Here is a 20,056-nt window from a genome sequence, read left to right as displayed (position 1 = left end):
CTCAGTCCTGTTCGGAGTAGTCCAGGTGGTCGTTGTCCAGGCGCAGCTGCCGGCCCTGCTTGACCAGATCGGCGTGGGCGTCGCGCATCTTCTCCGCCTGGCGGATGCCGCGCGGGGGCAGCTGGATGTCCTCCTCGGCCCGGATGCCGGATTCCAGCTGGCGGGCCCGCTCCAGCTCGGAGTCCAGCACCGCCCCGAGCAGCAGGACGTTGTTCATGATCCAGATCAGCAGCAGCATGACGATCACGCCACCGAGGGTGCCGTAGGTGGCGTTGTAGTTGGAGAAGTTGGAGACGTAGAACCCGAAGGCCGCCCCGGCCACCCCCATCATGACCAGCGCGATGGCGGCGCCGGGACTGATCCAGCGCAGCTTGGGCTGCTTGATGTTGGGGGTCGCGTAGTACAGCAGCGCGATCAGGGCCACGACCAGCACGAGGGTGATCAGCCAGCGCACCCAGTTCCAGATCTGGGTGATCTGGTCGCCGATGCCCAGGTGGTCGGAGAAGAATTCGATGACCCCGCCGGAGAGCAGCACGGTGAGCATGGTCAGCACCACGAGGATGACCATCGTGAAGGTCACCAGCAGGTTCCAGGGGCGCAGCTTCCAGATCGGCCGGCCCTCCACGACGCCGTAGATCCGGTTCAGGGCACGACCGAAAGCGCCGGTGTACCCTGAGGCGGTCCACAGGGCGCCGACGATACCGGTGATCAGGGCCAGGCCGGCGCCGTTGCCCTCCGTGAGCTGGCGGATGGGCTGCTCGATGAGGTCCATCAGCTGACTGGGGGCGTACGGCTGGATCAGGTCCAGGATCGTCTCGGTGGTCTGCTCACCCTGGCCGAACACGCCCAGCAGGGACACGACGGCCAGCAGCCCCGGGAACACCGAGAGCACCGTGAAGTAGGTCAGGGTCGCCGCGAGGTCCGTGCAGCCCTTGGAGGTGAAGGAGTTCAGCGTCCGCTTGAGGATGTAGCCCCAGCCGGGCTTGGAGATGCTGGTGACCTTGCGGGTCTTGTGCCGATGCGGCGAGGAGGACTGCTCCTCGTCGATCTCGGCTTTGGCGATGGTCTGTTCGGGCAGGTTCACCGGTGGCTCCAGTCGGGGGTCGGCGCGGGGACCGCGCAGGGTGGTCGCCGGGGCCGATGCCGCCCGAACGACTCGGGCGGCATCGGCTCGCGGGGCAGCGGGGCTCTGTCAGCGGGTCTCGTGGTGGATGCCGAGGACCTTCGCGGTGCGCGACATCGTCTCCTCGGCCAGTCGGGCGTCGTCGTTGAGACGGTGACCGTAGGTGGGCACCAGCTCGCTCAGCCGCGAGGACCAGGCGTCGATGCGCTGCGGGAAGCACTTCTTGATGAGGTTGAGCATGATCGGCACGGCCGTGGAGGCGCCGGGGGAGGCGCCCAGCAGGGCCGCGATCGAGCCGTCCCCATGGGTAATCAGCTCGGTGCCGAACTGCAGCACCCCGCCCTTCTTCGCGTCCTTGCGCATGACCTGCACGCGCTGGCCGGCCTCGATCAGCTCCCACTCATCCGCGTCTGCCTCCGGGTAGTACTCCCGCAGGGAGGCGATCTTGGAGGAGCGGGTCTTGACCAGCTCGCTGAGCAGGTACTTGACGAGATCCAGGTTGTCCAGCCCGGCGCGGGCCATCGGGTAGACGTTGTCCGCGCGCACCGAGCGGAACAGGTCCAGCAGGGAGCCGTGCTTGAGGAAGTTGGTCTTGAATCCGGCATAGGGCCCGAACAGCAGCGACCGCTTGCCGTCGACCCACCGGGTGTCCAGGTGCGGCACGGACATGGGCGGGGCCCCGACGGAGGCCTGGCCGTAGACCTTCGCGTCGTGCTGGGAGGCGGTGTCCTCGTTGGTGTTGCGCAGGAACAGCCCGGAGACCGGGAAGCCGCCGAAGCCGCGGCCCTCGGGGATCCCGGACTTCTGCAGCAGCGGCAGCGCGTAGCCGCCGGCGCCGAGGAAGACGAACTTCGCCCGCACCAGCAGGTCGTCATCGGAGTCCAGCAGGTTGCGCACCCGCAGGGACCAGGAGCCGTCGGACTCCTGGCGCAGGTCCTGCACCTGGTGGCCGTAGCGCACGGAGGCGCCCTGCCCGGTCAGGCGCTCGGTGAGCTGGCGGGTCAGGTTGCCGAAGTCCACGTCCGTGCCCTCGGGGGACCAGTTGGCGGCGATGCGCTGGGAGGCGTCGCGTCCGCGCACCGTCAGCGGCGCCCACTGCTGGATCTGGTCGCGGTCCTCGGTGAAGCGCATCGAGGAGAACAGGGTCTGCGGGTGCAGGGCCTCCCAGCGCTTCTTCAGGTAGTCGCTGTGGGCGTCCCCGAAGACCAGGGACATGTGCGGCACCGGGTTGATGAAGCCGGCGTCGGCGAGCTTGCCCTCCTCCACCAGGGTGGCCCAGAACTGGCGGCTGAGCTGGAACTGCTCGTTGATGTTCAGGGCCTTGGCCGGGTCCACCGTGCCGTCGGCCCCGAGCGGGGCGTAGTTCAGCTCGCACAGGGCCGAGTGCCCGGTGCCGGCGTTGTTCCACGGGTTGGAGCTCTCCGCACCGACCTTGTCCAGCCGCTCGAACAGGGTGATGTCCCAGTCCGGCTCGAGCTCCTGGAGCAGGACCCCGAGGGTCGCGCTCATGATTCCGCCGCCCACCAGGGCGACGTCGGTCTTCAGGGTCTTGGTCACGGCAGTCCTGTTCTCCTGTGCTCGACGGTGCGGCAGGCGGGGCCGACGGCGACCGCGCCTGCGGGCCGTCCGCGGGGCGGACGCGCGATGCGCGGGGCGCACCGCTCAAGCCTCCGGGACGGCCTCGGCTCCCCTCAGCGTAGCCCTCCGCGCGGGCGGAAATCGAACGCGCCCGGCCCTGGGCCGGGTGCGCGGGCTCAATCGCTGAGGGTGACCCGGTCGAATTCGGCGACGCCGGTGGCGGCCAGCGGGTACCCGGTGACCCGCGAGCTCAGCGCGACCGCGGAGATCGGATAGGCCAGCGGCACCGCCGGCACGGTCTCGGAGACCATCTCGTTGATCCGCCGGTAGGCGTCCTTGCGGGTGTCCCCGTCCTGCTGGCCGGCCGCGTCCTCGACGGCCTCGAACAGCTCGGACTCCTGCGCGCCGAGCAGATCGGTGCGACGGGAGAACAGCGGGGCCAGAAAGGCGTCCGGATCCCGGTAGGTGCCCATGATCCCGGTCAGGGCCAGGGCCCGATCCGGGTCCTCGGCGTGGATGCGCGCCGGATAGTCCTCGGACCAGGGGATCGGCACCGGTTCGATCGTGAAGCCCGCCTTGGTCAGCCCCTCGGCGATCCGCGCGTAGATCGCCTCCGGCTTCTGCAGGTACGGCAGGGACACGTCGGTGGGATAGCAGAAGCGCAGGGATCGGCCGTCATAGTCCGAGGCCTGCACGAGGCGCTGGGCCAGCCCGAGGTCGTAGCGGTAGGCGGATCCGGTGCCGCTGCCGCTGACGTCGAAGAGCTTGGGGGTGAAGTCGTTGGCGGTCTCGGTGCCCTCGGGGTAGTAGGAGCGCACGATGTCCGACCGGTTGATCGCGTGGGCGGCGGCCCGGCGCAGCTGGACGCTGGCGAAGACCGGGTGTCGCTGGTTGATCGCCAGGAACGCCAGGTTGTACGGGTCCCGCTGCTGGATCTGGTAGCCGCGTCGGGCGAGACTGACGAAATCCGACGTGCCCACCAGGTCGATCGCATCGGCTTCGCCGGTGAGCAGCCGGTAGTAGCGGGTCTGGGCCCCGATGACCGTGGGGAACACCAGCTCCTGCACCTGTGGGGCGTCCCCCCAGTAGTCCTCGTTGCGGCGCAGCCGCACGGTCTGGTCCTCGCGCTGCTGGAAGACGAAGGGCCCGGTGCCCACCGGGTGCCCACCGGGGTCCTTCCCGTCCGCGAAGGAGGCGGGGGAGGCGATGCCGAAGGCCGGCTGGGTCAGGGCGCGGATCAGCGCCGGGTGCCGGCGGTTCAGCCGCAGGACGACGGTGCGGGCGTCGGGGGCGGTGCACTCGGCGAACAGGGCCGGTGCCTCGGCGGTGCCGGGCATCCGGAACACGGTCTGGAAGGCCGTGGGCGGGTGGTGCTGGGTGCGGGCCGCCTCCGCCCAGCGCAGGACGTTGGCCCGCACGGCCTGGGCATCGAAGGTCCGCCCGTCGTGGAATCGGGGGGAGGAGCGCAGGCGGAAGGTGTAGGTCAGCCCGTCCCCGGAGATCTTCCACGACTCGGCCAGATGGGCCATGGCCTCCCCGGTGTCCGGGTTGGCCCGCACCAGCGGCTCCAGCACCTGCGCGCTGATCCGCGCCGTCTCCAGCCGGCCGTCGGTGGAGGGGTCCAGGCTGGGGGCCGGGGCGGCGTCGGCGAAGGTCAGCCGCGTCGGATCCGCCGAGGCGCTGGCCGCCGGGGAGGGCTCCTCCCCGGAGCACCCGCTCAGCGCCAGCCCGGCGGCGAGGCAGCCGCCCAGGAATCCTCGACGGCTCGTGCTCACGGGGGCTCCTTCCTCAGGGGTACCGGGGTGCCGGTGCGCGAGACGGGACTCGAACCCGCACGCCGCAGGGCACAGGAACCTAAATCCTGCGTGTCTGCCAGTTCCACCACTCGCGCTCGCTGGCCCCGGCGCGTCCTCCCGGTTGAGGGAGGTGCGGGGCCGGGGTCGGCCCTCGCAGTCTACCGGCTCGGCCTCGCCGCGGTCCGGCAGGGCCCCCGCCCGGGGTATTCAGTCGGACAGGCCGAGCTCGCGGCGCAGCCTGGCCACGTGTCCTTTCGCCCGCACGTTGTACTGGGCCAGGCGCACGGCGCCCTCGGCATCGACGACGACGGTGGAGCGGATCAGGCCCACGCTGGTGCGTCCGTAGTTGGTCTTCTCCCCCCAGGCGCCGTAGGCCTCGGCCACGGCGTGGTCGGCATCGCTGAGCAGGGTGAATCCCAGGTCGTGGTGCTCGGCGAAGGAGCGCAGCTTGGCCGGGGAATCGGGGGAGATGCCCACGACGCGGTAGCCGGCCGCGCCCAGTGCCGCGAGGCTGTCGCGGAAATCGCAGGCCTGGGTCGTGCACCCCGGGGTCTCCGCGCGGGGGTAGAAGTAGACGACGACGGGCTGCCCGCGCAGTGCGCTCAGGCTCACGGGGTGCCCGTCGGCGTCGGGGAGGGTGAACTCGGGGGCCCGGTCTCCGGGACTCAGGCGACGGCTCTCGGTCATGACGGCGGGGTCCTCCTGGGGGCTCGGATGGCGTGAAAGCGACAGTCTATACTGCTGGGCATGCCACAAATCCGGGAATGGTCGATCTCGCGCCTGATGTCCACGGCCGCGCGCATGTTCGAGTACAACTGGAACCGCAAGCTGCAGGCGCTGGGACTGACCCACGCGGGGGTCATGGCCCTGGACGTGATCAGCCGCGAGGGCGGGCTGACCCAGGCGCAGGTGGCGCACAAGGTCGGCGTTCAGGCCCAGACCATGGGCAAGACCCTCACGCGCCTGGAGGCGCACGGGCACATCGCTCGGGAGCGCAATGCGGTGGACCGTCGCAGCTACGTGATGGTTCTCACGGACAAAGGTCGCCGTGCGCTGGCGGAGGCCGCCGAGATCGAGCACGACCTGGCCGGCACCGGCGTGCTGGATCACGAGGAGCTGCGCCAGGCGCTGGAGCAGGTGATCCGCGACCTGTCCGAGACCGACACCATGCCGCTGGACGTCGTGCGCGCCGAGGGCTCCGGGCTGGTGTCCGGGATCTCCCCGGCATCGTCGGAGCCGCGGGGCTAGCCGACGGCCGGATGGCACGGCCGTCAGGGGTGACACCCGACGAGCAGGGGCCCGATCCTCGGCGGATCGGGCCCCTGCTCGCGTTTCTCGGTGCGCCCCCCGGGACTCGAACCCGGAACCCATTGATTAAGAGTCAATTGCTCTGCCAATTGAGCTAGAGGCGCTCGCCCTGAGGGCGATCGTCGACGGCGTCCGCGCGGACACCGCCTGGTGCGCCCCCCGGGACTCGAACCCGGAACCCATTGATTAAGAGTCAATTGCTCTGCCAATTGAGCTAGAGGCGCTCACCGCTGCGCGACGGCTCCGACCCGGTCGGTCGGCATCCGCACCGCGCGGCAACGAATGGATACTCTACGCCGGGATCGGCCATCGGGCAAATCCGTCCCGACGCGGGCGTATCAAGGGCTCTGGAGGGCCCGACCTCAGGGTCGCTGGGCCGGGCCGAACAGCTGGGCGAGGAACTCCAGCAGGTCCGCGACGTCGGCCTCCTGCTCCAGCACCTCGTTCCCGGCGGCGGTGGGAACCTCGATCAGCGGCGAGATCTCCAGTCGGAATCGAGCCCCGGAGGTGGTCTCCAGCAGGATGGAGCGGTCGGTGAGCGCTTCGCCGCGCAGCATGTTGGTGTTGTCCACGGCGATCGGTGGGGCGAGCGGTTCGAGGGTCTTCGGGTCGAAGGGGGCGATGATCAGCTCCGCGGGTCCGCGCCGATAGCCCACCAGGAAGTGCCCGGCGGCGGCGTGCTCCTCGGCGGGGGATCCCCCCGTCGCGGAGGCGGCGTCTCCCGGGGTGCATACCAGGTTGTAAGCGCCGTAGTTCATCACCTGGGCATCGAAGATGCTGCGCAGGCGATCCTGCAGGGCGACCGAGGGTCCGCTGAGAGACATGTCTGCGAGTCTAGACGGGCCGGCCCCTGCAGGGGAGGGGTCCGTGCCCCGGTGACGCCCGGAGTCACCCCCCCGGCGCGGGCCTCGGGAGGGCTGTTTCACATTATGAAACGTTTTTGATCTCCTGGATGCCCCGGCGTTGTATGGAGCACATGGCACGCCGCGCATCCTCAGCCCTCACGGACGCACGCATTCCGCTCATTCCGGCGGAGCGCGGGGTCCGTGGCGTCCGCTAGAGGACGGCAGCCTGCCGGCCGCCACCGCCGCACCGAGTCGGGCGGCGGCCGAACAGCTGACACGGACCCCTCGCCCCGCACCCGGGCCGAGGGGTCTTTCGCGATCCGCCCGTCGCACCGGCCCATCCGCCGAGGAACAGCAGCGGTCGAAGGCCGAACGCACCATCCGGTAAGACCACCCACAGAATGAGGACGAACGCAATGAGCACCGCCTCCTCACCCACCCCGACCGCTCCGACCGGGACCCGCCCGCCCGAGCGCATGACCGGCTCCCAGGCCGTGATCCGCACCCTCGAGGAGCTCGGGGTCACCGACGTCTTCGGCCTGCCCGGCGGGGCCATCCTGCCGACCTACGACCCGCTGCTGGACTCCGAGTCCATCAATCACATCCTGGTCCGCCACGAGCAGGCGGCCGGACACGCCGCGCAGGGCTACGCCCTGGCCACCGGCCGGGTCGGGGTGTGCATCGCCACCAGCGGGCCGGGGGCCACCAACCTCATCACCCCGCTGGCCGACGCCCACATGGACTCCGTGCCGATGGTCGCGATCACGGGGCAGGTCTCCTCCGCGGTGCTCGGCACGGACGCCTTCCAGGAGGCGGACATCGTCGGGATGACCATGCCCATCACCAAGCACTCCTTCATGGCCACCCGCGCCCAGGACATCCCGCGGGTGCTGGCCGAGGCGTTCCACCTTGCCGCCTCCGGGCGCCCGGGCCCGGTGCTGGTGGACATCACCAAGGACGCCCAGCAGGGCCAGATGGACTTCGAATGGCCCGTGCCCCTGCAGCTGCGCGGCTACCACCCCGTGCTCAAGGGCCACGCCAAGCAGATCCGCGAGGCCGCGCAGCTGCTGGCCGAGGCCCGCCGCCCCGTCCTGTACGTCGGGGGAGGCATGCTGCGCTCGCATGCGGGGGCCGAGCTGGCCGAGCTCGTTGCGGCCACCGATGCCGCCGTCGTCACCACCCTCACCGCCCGCGGGGCCTTCCCGGACGCGGACCCGCACCATCTGGGCATGCCCGGGATGCACGGCTCGGTGCCCGCCGTCACCGCGATGCAGCAGGCCGATCTGCTGGTGGCCCTCGGCGCGCGCTTCGACGATCGGGTCACCGGCGTGCTGGACTCCTTCGCTCCGCACGCCAAGGTCATCCACGTGGACATCGACCCGGCGGAGATCTCCAAGATCCGCTGGGCGGACGTGCCCATCGTGGGGGACCTCAAGGCCGTGCTGCCGGACCTCATCGAGGCCTACCGCGCGCAGACCTCCGGGCGCACCCCGGACCTGCGGGACTGGTGGGCCGTGCTGAACCGGCTCAAGGAGGAGTACCCCCTGGGGTGGGTGCCCACCGAGGACGGGCTGGGCTCGCCCCAGCACGTCATCCGCCGCATCGGCGAGCTCACCGGACCCGAGGCCATCTACTGCTCCGGGGTGGGCCAGCACCAGATGTGGGCCGCGCAGTTCATCGGCTACCAGCGCCCGCACCAGTGGATCAACTCCGCGGGCCTGGGCACGATGGGCTACGCCGTGCCCTCGGCGATGGGCGCCAAGGTCGGCTGCCCGGACCGGGTGGTGTGGGCCATCGACGGCGACGGCTGCTTCCAGATGACCAACCAGGAGCTGGCCACCTGCGCCCTGAACGACATCCCCATCAAGGTCGCGGTGATCAACAACTCCTCGCTGGGGATGGTCCGGCAGTGGCAGACGCTGTTCTACGACGGCCGCTACTCCAACACCCACCTGAACACCGGCCACGCCTCCCGGCGCATCCCGGACTTCGTCAAGCTCGCCGAGGCCTACGGCTGCGCCAGCTTCCGATGCGAAGGCGACGACCAGGTGGACGAGGCGATCGCCCGGGCCCTGGAGATCAACGACCGCCCCGTCGTCGTGGACTTCACCGTCAGCCCGGACGCGATGGTCTGGCCGATGGTGCCCGCCGGGGTGTCCAACGACGCGATCCAGATCGCCAAGGACACCTCACCCGACTGGAACCGAGAGGACTGAGCGCCCATGGCCGCCCACACCCTGTCCGTGCTCGTGGAGGACACCCCCGGCGTCCTGACCCGGGTCTCCGGGCTGTTCGCCCGCCGACAGTTCAACATCGACTCGCTGGCCGTCGGGGGCACCGAGGTGCCCGGGATCTCCCGGATCACCGTGGTCGTCGAGGCCGACGAGGTCCTCCTGGAGCAGGTCACCAAGCAGCTGAACAAGCTCATCCACGTCCTGAAGGTCGTGCGGCTGCCCCCGGAGACCTCGGTGCAGCGGGACCACGTGATGGTCAAGGTCCGCGCCGACGCCGCGACCCGCACCCAGGTCACCCAGGCCGCCGAGCTGTTCCGCGCCCGCGTGGTGGACGTCTCCACCGAATCCGTGGTCATCGAGGCCACCGGACCGGCCGGCAAGCTCGAGGCCCTGCTGGAGGTCCTGGAGCCCTTCGGCATCCGCGAGATCGTGCGCGCCGGGACCCTCGGCGTCTCCCGCGGTCCCCGCTCCCTGTCCGAGAAGGCCCTGCGCCGCTGACCCACCGAACCACCCGGCCCGCCCGCCAGGGCGCATACCGGGTCCGCAGACCCACCCACCGACCAGCAAGGAGAAGCTGACCCCATGACCGAGATCTTCTACGACGACGACGCCGACCTGTCGATCATCCAGGACCGCCAGGTCGCCATCATCGGCTACGGCTCCCAGGGCCACGCCCACGCCCTGAACCTGCGCGACTCCGGCGTGGACGTGCGCATCGGACTGGCCGAGGGCTCCCGCTCCAAGGCCAAGGCCGAGGCCGAGGGGCTGCGCGTGCTCAGCGTGGCCGAGGCGGCCGCCGAGGCCGACGTCATCATGATCCTCACCCCGGATCAGGTCCAGGCCCAGATCTACCGCGAGTCCATCCAGCCGCACCTGCAGCCCGGGGACGCCCTGTTCTTCGCCCACGGGTTCAACATCCGCTTCGGCTACATCGAGGTGCCCGAGGGCATCGACGTCGCGATGGTCGCCCCCAAGGGCCCGGGGCACACGGTGCGCCGCGAGTTCGAGGCCGGCCGGGCCGTGCCGGCGCTGGTGGCCGTGGAGGTCGACGCCTCCGGGAAGGCCATGGACCTAGCTCTGTCCTACGCCAAGGCCCTGGGGGCCACCCGCGCCGGGGTCATCAAGACCACCTTCACCGAGGAGACCGAGTCGGACCTGTTCGGCGAGCAGGCCGTGCTGTGCGGCGGCGTGTCCCAGCTGATCCAGTACGGCTTCGAGACCCTGACCGAGGCCGGCTACCAGCCGCAGATCGCCTACTTCGAGGTGCTGCACGAGCTGAAGCTCATCGTGGACCTGATGAACGAGGGCGGGATCACCAAGCAGCGCTGGTCCTGCTCGGACACCGCCGAGTTCGGTGACTACGTCTCCGGGCCGCGGGTCATCACCCCGGACGTCAAGGAGCACATGAAGGAGGTCCTGGCGGACATCCAGAACGGCTCCTTCGCCCAGCGGTTCATGGACGACCAGGCGGCCGGCGCCCCCGAGTTCACCCGGCTGCGCGAGCGCGGTGCCGCCCACCCCATCGAGAAGACCGGCCAGGAGCTGCGCAAGCTGTTCTCCTGGAAGTCCGCCGATGAGGACTACACGGACGGCTCCGCCGCCCGCTGATCCCCTCCGGTGCGCCGGGGCGGAGGAAGCTTCCTCCGCCCCGGCCGCCCCGCCCTCGCGGGGCACCCCCAGCGCCGCACCACTCCACCCCGCATCCGCGGATACCCACACTCCGCCGCACCCCAAGCGAAGGAACCCCCGTGAGCGACAAGCCCGTCGTCCTGCTCGCCGAAGAGCTCTCTCCCGCGACCGTCGAGGCCCTGGGCCCGGCCTTCGAGATCCGCCGCACCGACGGCGCGGACCGCACCCGGCTGCTGGCCGACATCGCCGAGGTCGACGCGATCCTGATCCGCTCGACCACGACCCTGGACGCCGAGGCCATCGCCGCCGCCCACCGCCTGAAGGTCATCGCCCGCGCCGGGGTCGGCCTGGACAACGTGGACATCCCCGCCGCCACGGCCGCGGGGATCATGGTGGTCAACGCCCCCACCTCCAACATCATCTCCGCCGCCGAGCTGACCGTCGGGCACATCCTGGGTCTGCTGCGCAACATCTCCCAGGCCAACGCCTCGCTGCGGGCCGGGGAGTGGAAGCGCTCGGCCTACACCGGCACCGAGCTGTACGAGAAGAAGGTCGGCATCATCGGCCTCGGGCGCATCGGCGGGCTGGTGGCCGAGCGCCTGGCGCCCTTCGGCACCGAGCTGCTGGCCTACGACCCCTTCGTCACCGCCCCGCGCGCGGCCTCCCTGGGCGTGCGCCTGACGGACCTGGAGACCCTGCTGGCCGAGGCCGACGTGATCACCATCCACATGCCCAAGACCCCCGAGACCATCGGGATGCTCGGGGCCGAGGCCTTCGCCGCGATGAAGGACACGGCCGTCGTCGTCAACGTCGCCCGCGGCGGACTGGTGGATGAGCGTGCCCTGGCCCAGGCCCTGAAGGAGGGGCAGATCGCCGGGGCCGCGCTGGATGTCTTCGAGACGGAGCCGGCCACCGGGCTGGACCTGGTGGACCTGCCGCAGGTGGTGACCACCCCGCACCTGGGCGCCTCCACCCGCGAGGCCCAGGAGAAGGCCGGGGTGTCCGTGGCCCGCTCCGTGAAGCTGGCCCTGGAGGGCGAGCTCGTCCCGGACGCGGTCAACATCGCCGGCGGACCCATCGACGCCGACGTGCGCCCCGGCATCGCGCTGGCCGAGAAGCTCGGGCGGGTGCTCACCGCCCTGAGCACGGACTCGCCGCTGACCAGCATCGAGGTGCGCATCGCGGGGGAGATCGCGCAGAAGGACGTCTCCTCCCTGCGCCTGGCGGCCCTCAAAGGCGTGTTCACCGACGTGGTCTCGGAGAAGGTCTCCTACGTCAACGCCCCCATGATCGCCGAGCAGCGGCAGGTGGAGACCTCCCTGGTGACCACCCCCGAGGTCGAGGGCTTCCGCAACGAGACCACGATCAGCGCGATCCTGGCCGACGGCACCCGGCTGTCCGTCTCCGGCACGGTCACCGGCCCCAAGCTGGTGGAGAAGCTCACCGGGATCAACGGCTTCGACTTCGAGGTCAACCTCACCGACCACATGCTCCTGCTGGACTATCGGGATCGCCCGGGGATCATCGCCGCGATGGGGACCCTGCTGGGCACCGCCGGGGTCAACATCGCCGGCATGCAGGTCTCGCGGGCCGAGAACGAGGAGCGGGCCTTCTCCGTGCTCGCCCTGGACTCCCCGGCCGCCCCCGCGATGGTCGCCTCCATCCGGGACACCATCCGCGCCGGCCTGGCCGCGGCCGTGTCCCTGACGGACTGAGCCCGCAGGATCCGCCACCTCGATACAGTGGGAGCCATGACTTCACCCGCCGATCCGTACTACCTCACCACCGCGATCGTCTACCCCAACGGGGATCCGCACATCGGCCACGCCTACGAGCACATCGCCTGCGACGTGTTGGCCCGGTTCAAGCGCCTGGACGGCTACGACGTGCGATTCCAGACCGGCACGGATGAGCACGGACAGAAGATGCAGACCTCCGCGGCCAAGCAGGGCATCACCGCCAAGGAGCTGGCCGACGCCAACTCCGCGAAGATCCGGGCCATGGACGATCTGCTGGGGATCAGCTACGACCGGTTCATCCGCACCACGGATCCCGACCACGCGGCCGCTTGCCAGGAGATGTGGCGGCGCATGGAGGCCAACGGGGACATCTACCTGGACACCTACGCCGGGTGGTATTCGGTGCGCGATGAGGCCTTCTACGCCGAGGAGGAGACGGAGCTGCGCTCGGACGGGGTGCGCTACGCGATCCCCACCGACACCGAGGTGGAGTGGACGGAGGAGGAGTCCTACTTCTTCCGCCTCTCCAAGTACCAGGACCGCCTGCTGGAGCTGTACCGCACCGAGGGCCTGGCCATGCCGGAGCACCGGCGCAACGAGGTCGCCTCCTTCGTGGCCTCGGGGCTGCGGGATCTGTCCATCTCCCGGACCACCTTCGACTGGGGCATCCCCGTGCCGGGGGATCCGAAGCACATCATGTATGTGTGGGTGGACGCCCTCACCAACTACCTCACCGGCCTGGGCTTCCCGGACGTCGACGGCGAGATGTTCCGCCGCTACTGGCCGGCGGACTTCCACGTGATCGGCAAGGACATCATCCGCTTCCACACGGTCTACTGGCCGGCCTTCCTCTGGTCGGCCGGCATCGAGCTGCCCCGCAACGTCTTCGCCCACGGCTTCCTGCTCGTGGACGGGGCCAAGATGTCCAAGTCCGTGGGCAACGTGCTGGATCCGGCGCAGCTGGTGGATTCCTTCGGGGTCGATCCGCTGCGGTTCTTCCTGCTACGCGAGGTCACCTTCGGTCAGGACGGCTCCTACAGCGCCCCGGCGATCGTCTCGCGGATCAACTCGGACCTGGCCAACGACCTGGGCAACCTCGCCCAGCGCTCGCTGTCCATGGTCGCGAAGAACTGCGGGGGAAAGGTCCCGGAGGCCGGGGAGCCGACCCCGGAGGACGCCGCCCTGCTTCAGGCCGCCGACGCGCTGCTGCCGGCGGTGCGCCGGGACCTGGAGGTCCTGGACTTCCACCGCGCGCTGGATCGGATCTGGCGGGTGATCGCCGAGGCCAACCGTTACTTCACCGCCCAGGAGCCGTGGAAGCTGCGCAAGGCGGACCCGGAGCGGATGGCGGCCGTGCTGGCCACGACGCTGGAGGTCCTGCGGATCGTGGCGCTGCTGGTGCAGCCGGTGATGCCGACGTCGATGGCCCGGCTCCTGAATCAGCTGGGCCAAGAGGAGGGCTCGGCGCGGATGTTCTCCGCCGTCGAGCAGCGCATCCGCCCCGGCACCGAGCTGCCCAGTCCGCAGGGGATCTTCCCCCGCGTGGAGCTGCCCGAGTCCTGAGCAGACAAGGCTCCTGCCTTGTGAGGGGTGCACACAAGGCTATGGCCTTGTAGGATCGTTCCATGGTGTTCGTGCTCACGGTCGATCAGATCGACTCCCGCCACCACCCGGATCGCATCCCGGAGCTGGACGGCGCCCCCTGGGCGGATCGCGCCCGCCTGCCCTTCGCCCGGACCGCCGGGGATGAGGCCCAGGCGGTGTTCGATGAGGCCCGGGACGCGCTGCGCTGCGCGGTGGAGCTGGCCCTGACCGGCCGGTGGCACTGCGGGATCGGGCAGGGCCCGGCCCGCCTCCCGGCGGGGCAGCTGGATTCCCGGGCCGGGCGCGGCCCCGCCTTCCTCCGGGCGCGCACCGCCGTCGAGCAGGCCAAGGCCGACCCCTCGCACCTGGGCTTCCAGGGCGGCCCCGCCGACGCCGACCCTGCCGGGCCATCTTCCGCGGAACCAGACCCGGATGCACCCCGGCCGGGTGCACCGGATCTGGCCGCCGCCGTGCAGGCCCAGCTGCGCCTGATCCTGCGGGTGCGCGCTCGGCAGCGCGAGACCACGCGGCAGGCCTACGACCTGGCGCTGACCGGCCTGACCCAGGCCGAGGCCGCGGCCCGGCTGGGCATCACCCAGCAGGCCGTCTCCGAGCGGCTGGACACCGCCCTGTACCGCCCACTCGAGGAGGTCATGGGCCACGCCGTCGCGCTGGCCGCGGCCCTCGAGGCGCGCGAGGGCTCCGAGGCCCGGGCCTCGAATCCTCGGACCTCCGGCACACCGACCGATGGGAGCAGACCATGACCTTCATCGCCCTCGTCCTGTCCCTGACCGCCGCCTTCATCGGGGCCGTCACCTGCCTGCGCGTGCCGCTGGCCTCCACGCGGCGGCGGATGGCCTGGGCCGCCGTGCTGCTGGCCCTGCTGGTGGTATGCGCGGTGCTGCTGCTCGCCGATCCCGGCACGCTCGCAGGCCAGGCGCCCAGCCTCGGCGCCGTCGAGGTCCTGCTGCTCGTGCTCGGGTGCGCGGGAGCGGCGGTCCCGGGCGGATCGGTCGTCAGCGCCGCCGTGCTCGGGCTGGCCCACCGCACGACGATTCCCGACGGCTCGGCCGGCCCGTCTGAGCCGCAGGATCCGGAGCGGGATCCCGTGCTGCGCGGCGGACAGTGGATCGGGCTGCTGGAGCGGGCCGCGGTCTTCGCCGCGCTGCTGCTGGGCTGGCCGGCCGGGCTCGGCGTGATCGCGGCGATCAAGGGACTGGGACGCCTCGGGCAGCTGCGCGGCGGGGCGGGAGCCGAGCGCTTCATCGTCGGCACCTTCGCCTCGGTGCTGTGGGCGGCCGCCTGGGCCGGGCTGGCCTGGCTCGCCGTGCGCGGGGCCGCCCACGGGGCACTGGGGTTCACATCGTGAGACGGGGTGTCCAGGATGCGGTTTCCGCGAGGACCCGAGGACTACCGTGGTGTCATGCCCACCACGTCTGAGCCCCCCGCCCCCTCCTCCGCCGCGCTGGACCTGGCCGTCATCCCCGGGGACGGGATCGGCCCCGAGGTGACCGAGCAGGCCCACCGCGTGCTGGTGCGCGCGGCCGAGACCGAGGGCGTCGCCGTGCGCTCCACCGAGTACGCCCTGGGCGCCGAGCACTGGCTGCGCACCGGGGAGACCCTCACCGAGGGCACCCTCGCTCGGCTGGTCGAACACGACGCGATCCTGTTCGGCGCCGTCGGGGCGGATCCGCGGTCGGCCGAGGTGCCCTCCGGGCTCGTGGAGCGGGAGATCCTCCTGCGCCTGCGCTTCGCCTTCGACCACTACGTCAACCTGCGCCCCTCCCGGCTGCTGCCCGGGGCCGTCTCGCCGCTGCGCGATCCGGGGGAGATCGACTTCGTCGTCGTGCGCGAGGGCACCGAGGGGCCCTACACCGGCAGCGGCGGCTCCCTGCGCACCGGCACCGATCACGAGATCGCCACCGAGGTCTCCGTGAACACGGCCCACGGGATCCGCCGCCTCGTGCGCTACGCCTTCGAGCTGGCCGAGACCCGGCGCCGGCGCCTGACCCTGGTGCACAAGACCAACGTCCTCGTGCACGCGGGGCGGCTGTACTCCCGGATCCTCGACGAGCTGGCCGCCGAGCATCCCGACGTCGCCGTGGACTACCTGCACGTGGATGCGGCGACGATCTTCCTGACCACGGACCCCTCCCGCTTCGACGTGATCGTCACGGACAACCTCTTCGGGGACATCCTCACCGACCAGGCCGGGGCGATCACCGGAGGCATCGGATACGCCGCGTGCGGGAACATCGACGCCTCCGGGGCCCACCCCTCGATGTTCGAGCCCGTGCACGGCTCGGCCCCGGACATCGCGGGACGGGGGATCGCCGATCCCACCGCGGCGATCCTGGCCGGCGCGCTCCTGCTGCGCCACCGCGGGATGGAGGCGGCGGCCGCCGGCATCGAGCGGGCCGTGGAAGCCGACCTGCGGGAGCGCTCCGGAGCCGAACGCTCCACCGCCGAGATCGGGGAGGCCATCCTGACCCGCCTGTGACCGCCCGACCGCCCGCCGCCCCCGAGAAACCCGCCATCCCAGCACCGAAACGAGGAACCCCTCCCATGACCACCGAGCAGCCCCAGCCCTCCTTCCGCTTCGTCGAGAACACCGATCCGGTCAGCGATGCCCGGCGTCGGGAGATCCTCGCCGATCCGGGCTTCGGGGACCACGCCACGGACTACGTCGCCGCGATCCGGTGGAGCGGGCGCAGCCCGGAGGAGGGCACCTGGACCGACCCGCGGATCGAACCCCGCGCGCCGCTGCCGCTGGACCCGGCCAGCGCCGTGTTCCACTACGGCCAGGAGGTCTTCGAGGGCCTGAAGGCCTACCGGCACGCCGACGGCTCCGTGTGGCTGTTCCGCCCCGAGGCCAACGCGGCTCGGCTGAACCGCTCGGCCGAGCGCCTGGCCCTGCCCGCCCTGCCCCCGGAGCTGTTCCTGGCCTCCCTGGACGAGCTCGTGCGCCGCGATCACCGCTGGATCCCCGACGGGGAGGGCACCTCCCTGTACCTGCGGCCTTTCATGATCGCCACCGAGCCCTTCCTCGGGGTGCGTCCCTCCCGGGAGGTGCTCTACGAGGTCATCGCCTCCCCGGCGGGCAACTACTTCGGCACCCCCGAGCCGGTGGACATCTGGCTGTCCACCACCTGGGCGCGCACCCACGCCGGCGGCACCGGATTCGCCAAGTGCGGCGGCAACTACGCTGCCAGCCTGCTGCCCCAGCTGGAGGGCGAGGCGCAGGGCTGCAAGCAGGTGATCTTCACCGACCGGAACCGCGAGGACGCCGTTGAGGAGCTCGGCGGAATGAACGTGTTCTTCGTCACCCGCGATGGGAAGCTGGTGACCCCGGAGCTGACCGGCACCATCCTGCCCGGCATCACCCGCGACTCCGTGATCCACCTGGCCCAGGACCACGGGATCGAGGTCGAGGAGCGCACCGTGACCCTGGGGGAGTGGCGTGAGGGCGTCGCCTCCGGGCAGATCGCCGAGATCTTCGCCTGCGGCACCGCCGCGGTGATCGCCCCCATGGGCCGGCTGCTCTCCGAGCGCGGGGAGATCCCCGCCCCGGCGCAGACCAACGGGGAGATCACCACCTGGCTGCGCGATCAGCTGGTGGGCATCCAGCACGGCACCGTCGAGGACCCCTACGGGTGGATGCACCGGGTCCTGTGACCTGACGGCCGCCTCCCGCCCGGCCGGCGCCGCACCCTCGCGGCGTCGGCCGGGCGGGCACGCGCTAGGCTGGGAGCCATGCGCATCGCGAGATTCACCGCCGAGAACGAACTGCACTTCGGCCGCGTGGACGGTGAGCCGGGGGAGGAGATCCTGACCGTCCTGGCCGGCGATCCCTTCTACACCGGCATCCAGCCCACCCGGCAGACCTACGCGATCGACGACGTCCGCCTCGTCTCCCCGATCATCCCGCGCTCCAAGATCGTCGGGGTCGCGCGCAACTGGAGCGGGCACGCCGAGGAGCTGGGCAATGCGACCCCGAGCACCCCGCAGCTGTTCCTTAAGCCCAATACCGCGGTGGCCGGGCCCGGGGACCCCATCACCCTGCCCGAGGCCAGCGAGGAGGTCTCCTACGAGGCCGAGCTTGCCGTGGTGATCGGGCGCATGGCCAAGTCCGTGCCGGTCGAGCGGGTGCCGGAGGTGGTCTTCGGCTACACCGCGGCCAACGACCTCACCGCCCGGGACCTGCAGCGCACGGATCTGCAGTGGGCGCGCGCCAAGGGCTTCGACGGCGCCTGCCCGCTGGGCCCGTGGATCCAGACCGAGCTGAACACCGAGGAGCTGTCCATCCGCACCTGGCTGGACGGGGTCCTCGTGCAGGACGGGACCACCGCGGACATGGTCTTCTCCGTGCCTGAGCTGGTGGCCGCCGTCTCCGAGGCCTTCACCCTGCTGCCCGGGGACGTGATCCTCACCGGCACCCCGGACGGGGTGGGCCTGGTCCGGGACGGGCAGGAGGTCGAGATCGAGATCGAGGGGATCGGCGGGCCGCTGGTGAACACCTTCCGGGACGCCTGAGCCGCCGAGCACCCCCTCCCGGGCGCCCCCTCCCGCCATCACACGAACCATCGCACCGAAACATCGCACGAGAGAGCTGAGCTGAACACCGATATGTCCGACGCCATCACCCCCACCGTGAGCGGAAACCGCCCCGTGCGCGTGCGCTTCTGCCCTTCGCCCACCGGCACCCCGCACGTGGGCATGGTCCGCACGGCCCTGTTCAACTGGGCCTACGCCCGGCACACCGGCGGCACGCTGGTGTTCCGCATCGAGGACACCGACGCCGCCCGGGACTCCGAGGAGTCCTTCCAGCAGGTCATCGAGGCCCTGCACTGGCTCGGCATCGACTGGGACGAGGGCGTCGGCGTCGGCGGGCCGCACGAGCCGTACCGCCAGTCCCAGCGCGGGGAGATCTACGCCGAGGTCATCGACAAGCTCGTGGCCGCGGGCCTGGTCTACGAGGACTTCTCCACCCCCGAGGAGGTCGAGCAGCGCCACCGCGAGCGCGGCGAGGACCCCAAGCTCGGCTACGACAACCACGACCGGAACCTCACCGAGGAGGAGAAGGCCGCGTTCCGCGCCGAGGGCCGCCAGCCGGTGCTGCGCCTGCGGATGCCGGATGAGGACATCACCTTCCACGACCTGGTCCGCGGGGAGATCACCTTCAAGGCCGGCTCCGTGCCCGACTACGTGGTGGTCCGGGCCAACGGCAAGCCCCTGTACCCTCTGGTCAACCCCGTGGACGACGCGCTGATGGGCATCACCCACGTGCTGCGCGGAGAGGACCTGCTCTCCTCGACGCCGCGGCAGATCGCGCTGTACCGGGCGCTGGTGCAGATCGGCGTCGCCGAGTTCATCCCGGAGTTCGGCCACCTGCCCTACGTGATGGGCCAGGGCAACAAGAAGCTGTCGAAGCGGGACCCGGAGTCCAACCTCTTCCTGCTGCGCGAGGCAGGGTTCATCAAGGAGGGCCTGGTCAACTACCTGGCGCTGCTGGGCTGGTCCCTGTCCTCGGATCAGGACGTGTTCTCCCTGCAGGAGATGGTCGAGCACTTCGACGTCCGCGACGTGCTGGCCAACCCGGCGCGCTTCGACGTGAAGAAGGCCGAGGCGATCAACGGCTCCCACATCCGCCTGCTGGGCCGGGATGAGTTCGAGGAGCGGCTGATCCCGTATCTGCGCGAGGCCGGCATCGTGCACGAGAGCCTCAGCGACCGGGAGCGGGAGATCCTGCACGCGGCGGCGCCGCTGGTGCAGGAGCGGATGCAGCTGCTGGGGGAGGCCCCGGGGCTGCTGGGGTTCCTGTTCCGCGCAGACGACCAGATCGAGATCGCCGAGGACGCCCGCAAGCAGCTGAAGGAGTCCGCCCCCCAGGTGCTCGACGCCGCACGGGCCGCGCTGGGGGACCTGCAGACCTGGGAGGCCGCCCCGATCGAGCAGGCCCTGCGAGACGCCATCGTGGAGGGTCTGGGGATCAAGCCGCGCCTGGCCTTCGGGCCCGTGCGCATCGCGGTCTCCGGGGCCCGGATCTCCCCGCCGCTGTTCGAGTCTCTGGAGATCCTGGGCCGGGACTCCTCCCTGGCGCGCATCGACGCGCTGCGCGTCGAGCTCGGCGGGACCGCGGACTGACCCGGCCGACGCCGCCGCGCCCGTCCCGCAGCGGGGAGGGCGCGGCGGCGCTGCTCTGTGGGGGAGGACACGCGGC

General features: G+C 71.1%; 17 protein-coding genes and 3 tRNA genes. 12 read left to right on the top strand and 8 right to left on the bottom strand.

What is annotated here, in order from left to right; genetic code table 11:
• Position 1: 1 nt before the first annotated feature.
• The 5 genes from I6G21_RS10435 to bcp form a co-directional block, all read right to left on the bottom strand.
• Positions 2-1,084, bottom strand: coding sequence for a YihY/virulence factor BrkB family protein (locus tag I6G21_RS10435; protein WP_058730596.1), 1,083 nt, complete (start codon positions 1,082-1,084; stop codon positions 2-4).
• Positions 1,085-1,192: 108 nt separating this feature from the next.
• The gene (locus tag I6G21_RS10430; RefSeq protein WP_260008890.1) at positions 1,193-2,716 is read right to left on the bottom strand and encodes a malate:quinone oxidoreductase; all 1,524 of its coding nucleotides are present in this window, start codon (positions 2,714-2,716) and stop codon (positions 1,193-1,195) included.
• A gap of 161 nt (positions 2,717-2,877) precedes the next feature.
• Positions 2,878-4,476, bottom strand: a complete 1,599-nt coding sequence (locus I6G21_RS10425; protein ID WP_058730597.1) for an ABC transporter substrate-binding protein — start codon at positions 4,474-4,476, stop codon at positions 2,878-2,880.
• A 34-nt stretch (positions 4,477-4,510) separates the two neighbouring features.
• Positions 4,511-4,592 (bottom strand) — tRNA-Leu (locus tag I6G21_RS10420).
• 112 nt (positions 4,593-4,704) lie between these two features.
• Positions 4,705-5,184: a thioredoxin-dependent thiol peroxidase gene (gene bcp, locus I6G21_RS10415; RefSeq protein WP_058730598.1), complete on the bottom strand. Its 480-nt coding sequence runs from the start codon at positions 5,182-5,184 to the stop codon at positions 4,705-4,707.
• 60 nt (positions 5,185-5,244) lie between these two features.
• Between bcp and I6G21_RS10410 the strand changes: the two genes are divergently transcribed.
• Positions 5,245-5,745 (top strand): MarR family winged helix-turn-helix transcriptional regulator, encoded by a 501-nt coding sequence (locus tag I6G21_RS10410; protein ID WP_064725622.1) that lies wholly within the window; start codon positions 5,245-5,247, stop codon positions 5,743-5,745.
• 91 nt (positions 5,746-5,836) lie between these two features.
• Here I6G21_RS10410 and I6G21_RS10405 read toward each other — a convergent pair.
• The 3 genes from I6G21_RS10405 to I6G21_RS10395 form a co-directional block, all read right to left on the bottom strand.
• Positions 5,837-5,909: transfer RNA gene (locus tag I6G21_RS10405), tRNA-Lys, on the bottom strand.
• Between the two features lie 44 nt (positions 5,910-5,953).
• Positions 5,954-6,029, bottom strand: a tRNA-Lys gene (locus I6G21_RS10400).
• Positions 6,030-6,167: 138 nt separating this feature from the next.
• Complete coding sequence (locus I6G21_RS10395) at positions 6,168-6,629, bottom strand: hypothetical protein (protein ID WP_058730599.1); 462 nt, start codon at positions 6,627-6,629, stop codon at positions 6,168-6,170.
• Positions 6,630-7,051: 422 nt separating this feature from the next.
• Between I6G21_RS10395 and I6G21_RS10390 the strand changes: the two genes are divergently transcribed.
• The 11 genes from I6G21_RS10390 to gltX all read left to right on the top strand — a co-directional run bounded on the left by I6G21_RS10390 (position 7,052) and on the right by gltX (position 19,980).
• Complete coding sequence (locus I6G21_RS10390) at positions 7,052-8,866, top strand: acetolactate synthase large subunit (protein WP_081046387.1); 1,815 nt, start codon at positions 7,052-7,054, stop codon at positions 8,864-8,866.
• 6 nt (positions 8,867-8,872) lie between these two features.
• A complete protein-coding gene (gene ilvN, locus I6G21_RS10385) occupies positions 8,873-9,382 on the top strand; it encodes an acetolactate synthase small subunit (protein ID WP_058730601.1) in 510 nt (169 codons plus the stop codon).
• 84 nt (positions 9,383-9,466) lie between these two features.
• Positions 9,467-10,492 (top strand): ketol-acid reductoisomerase, encoded by a 1,026-nt coding sequence (gene ilvC / locus I6G21_RS10380; RefSeq protein WP_064725621.1) that lies wholly within the window; start codon positions 9,467-9,469, stop codon positions 10,490-10,492.
• Between the two features lie 140 nt (positions 10,493-10,632).
• Entirely contained in the window at positions 10,633-12,228 is a 1,596-nt protein-coding gene (gene serA, locus I6G21_RS10375) for a phosphoglycerate dehydrogenase (RefSeq protein WP_064725620.1), read from the top strand.
• Positions 12,229-12,264: 36 nt separating this feature from the next.
• Positions 12,265-13,815, top strand: a complete 1,551-nt coding sequence (gene metG / locus I6G21_RS10370) for a methionine--tRNA ligase (protein ID WP_064725619.1) — start codon at positions 12,265-12,267, stop codon at positions 13,813-13,815.
• 62 nt (positions 13,816-13,877) lie between these two features.
• A complete protein-coding gene (locus I6G21_RS10365; RefSeq protein ID WP_064725618.1) occupies positions 13,878-14,600 on the top strand; it encodes a helix-turn-helix domain-containing protein in 723 nt (240 codons plus the stop codon).
• Positions 14,597-15,205 carry a hypothetical protein gene (locus I6G21_RS10360; protein WP_064725617.1) on the top strand — a complete coding sequence of 203 codons (609 nt, stop codon included), beginning with the start codon at positions 14,597-14,599 and terminating at the stop codon, positions 15,203-15,205. Before I6G21_RS10365 ends, I6G21_RS10360 begins: the two co-directional genes overlap by 4 nt.
• A 54-nt stretch (positions 15,206-15,259) precedes the next feature.
• The gene (locus I6G21_RS10355) at positions 15,260-16,336 is read left to right on the top strand and encodes a 3-isopropylmalate dehydrogenase (protein ID WP_064725616.1); all 1,077 of its coding nucleotides are present in this window, start codon (positions 15,260-15,262) and stop codon (positions 16,334-16,336) included.
• A gap of 65 nt (positions 16,337-16,401) precedes the next feature.
• Positions 16,402-17,511 (top strand): branched-chain amino acid aminotransferase, encoded by a 1,110-nt coding sequence (locus I6G21_RS10350; RefSeq protein ID WP_064725615.1) that lies wholly within the window; start codon positions 16,402-16,404, stop codon positions 17,509-17,511.
• 78 nt (positions 17,512-17,589) lie between these two features.
• Positions 17,590-18,369 (top strand): fumarylacetoacetate hydrolase family protein, encoded by a 780-nt coding sequence (locus tag I6G21_RS10345; RefSeq protein WP_058731256.1) that lies wholly within the window; start codon positions 17,590-17,592, stop codon positions 18,367-18,369.
• Positions 18,370-18,462: 93 nt separating this feature from the next.
• Entirely contained in the window at positions 18,463-19,980 is a 1,518-nt protein-coding gene (gene gltX / locus I6G21_RS10340) for a glutamate--tRNA ligase (RefSeq protein ID WP_058731255.1), read from the top strand.
• Positions 19,981-20,056 lie beyond the last annotated feature (76 nt).

The organism is Rothia kristinae, assembly GCF_016028855.1.
Classification (GTDB): domain Bacteria; phylum Actinomycetota; class Actinomycetes; order Actinomycetales; family Micrococcaceae; genus Rothia; species Rothia kristinae.
This window is presented reverse-complemented; position numbering and strand designations above follow the sequence as displayed.

Bases quoted from the DNA above. Each gene is read 5' to 3' on its own strand.
- bcp (WP_058730598.1), bottom strand. From the start codon at position 5,184: ATGACCGAGAGCCGTCGCCTGAGTCCCGGAGACCGGGCCCCCGAGTTC.
- I6G21_RS10410 (WP_064725622.1), top strand. From the start codon at position 5,245: ATGCCACAAATCCGGGAATGGTCGATCTCGCGCCTGATGTCCACGGCC.
- I6G21_RS10395 (WP_058730599.1), bottom strand. From the start codon at position 6,629: ATGTCTCTCAGCGGACCCTCGGTCGCCCTGCAGGATCGCCTGCGCAGC.
- I6G21_RS10390 (WP_081046387.1), top strand. From the start codon at position 7,052: ATGAGGACGAACGCAATGAGCACCGCCTCCTCACCCACCCCGACCGCT.
- ilvN (WP_058730601.1), top strand. From the start codon at position 8,873: ATGGCCGCCCACACCCTGTCCGTGCTCGTGGAGGACACCCCCGGCGTC.
- ilvC (WP_064725621.1), top strand. From the start codon at position 9,467: ATGACCGAGATCTTCTACGACGACGACGCCGACCTGTCGATCATCCAG.
- metG (WP_064725619.1), top strand. From the start codon at position 12,265: ATGACTTCACCCGCCGATCCGTACTACCTCACCACCGCGATCGTCTAC.
- I6G21_RS10365 (WP_064725618.1), top strand. From the start codon at position 13,878: ATGGTGTTCGTGCTCACGGTCGATCAGATCGACTCCCGCCACCACCCG.
- I6G21_RS10360 (WP_064725617.1), top strand. From the start codon at position 14,597: ATGACCTTCATCGCCCTCGTCCTGTCCCTGACCGCCGCCTTCATCGGG.
- I6G21_RS10355 (WP_064725616.1), top strand. From the start codon at position 15,260: ATGCCCACCACGTCTGAGCCCCCCGCCCCCTCCTCCGCCGCGCTGGAC.
- I6G21_RS10350 (WP_064725615.1), top strand. From the start codon at position 16,402: ATGACCACCGAGCAGCCCCAGCCCTCCTTCCGCTTCGTCGAGAACACC.
- I6G21_RS10345 (WP_058731256.1), top strand. From the start codon at position 17,590: ATGCGCATCGCGAGATTCACCGCCGAGAACGAACTGCACTTCGGCCGC.
- gltX (WP_058731255.1), top strand. From the start codon at position 18,463: ATGTCCGACGCCATCACCCCCACCGTGAGCGGAAACCGCCCCGTGCGC.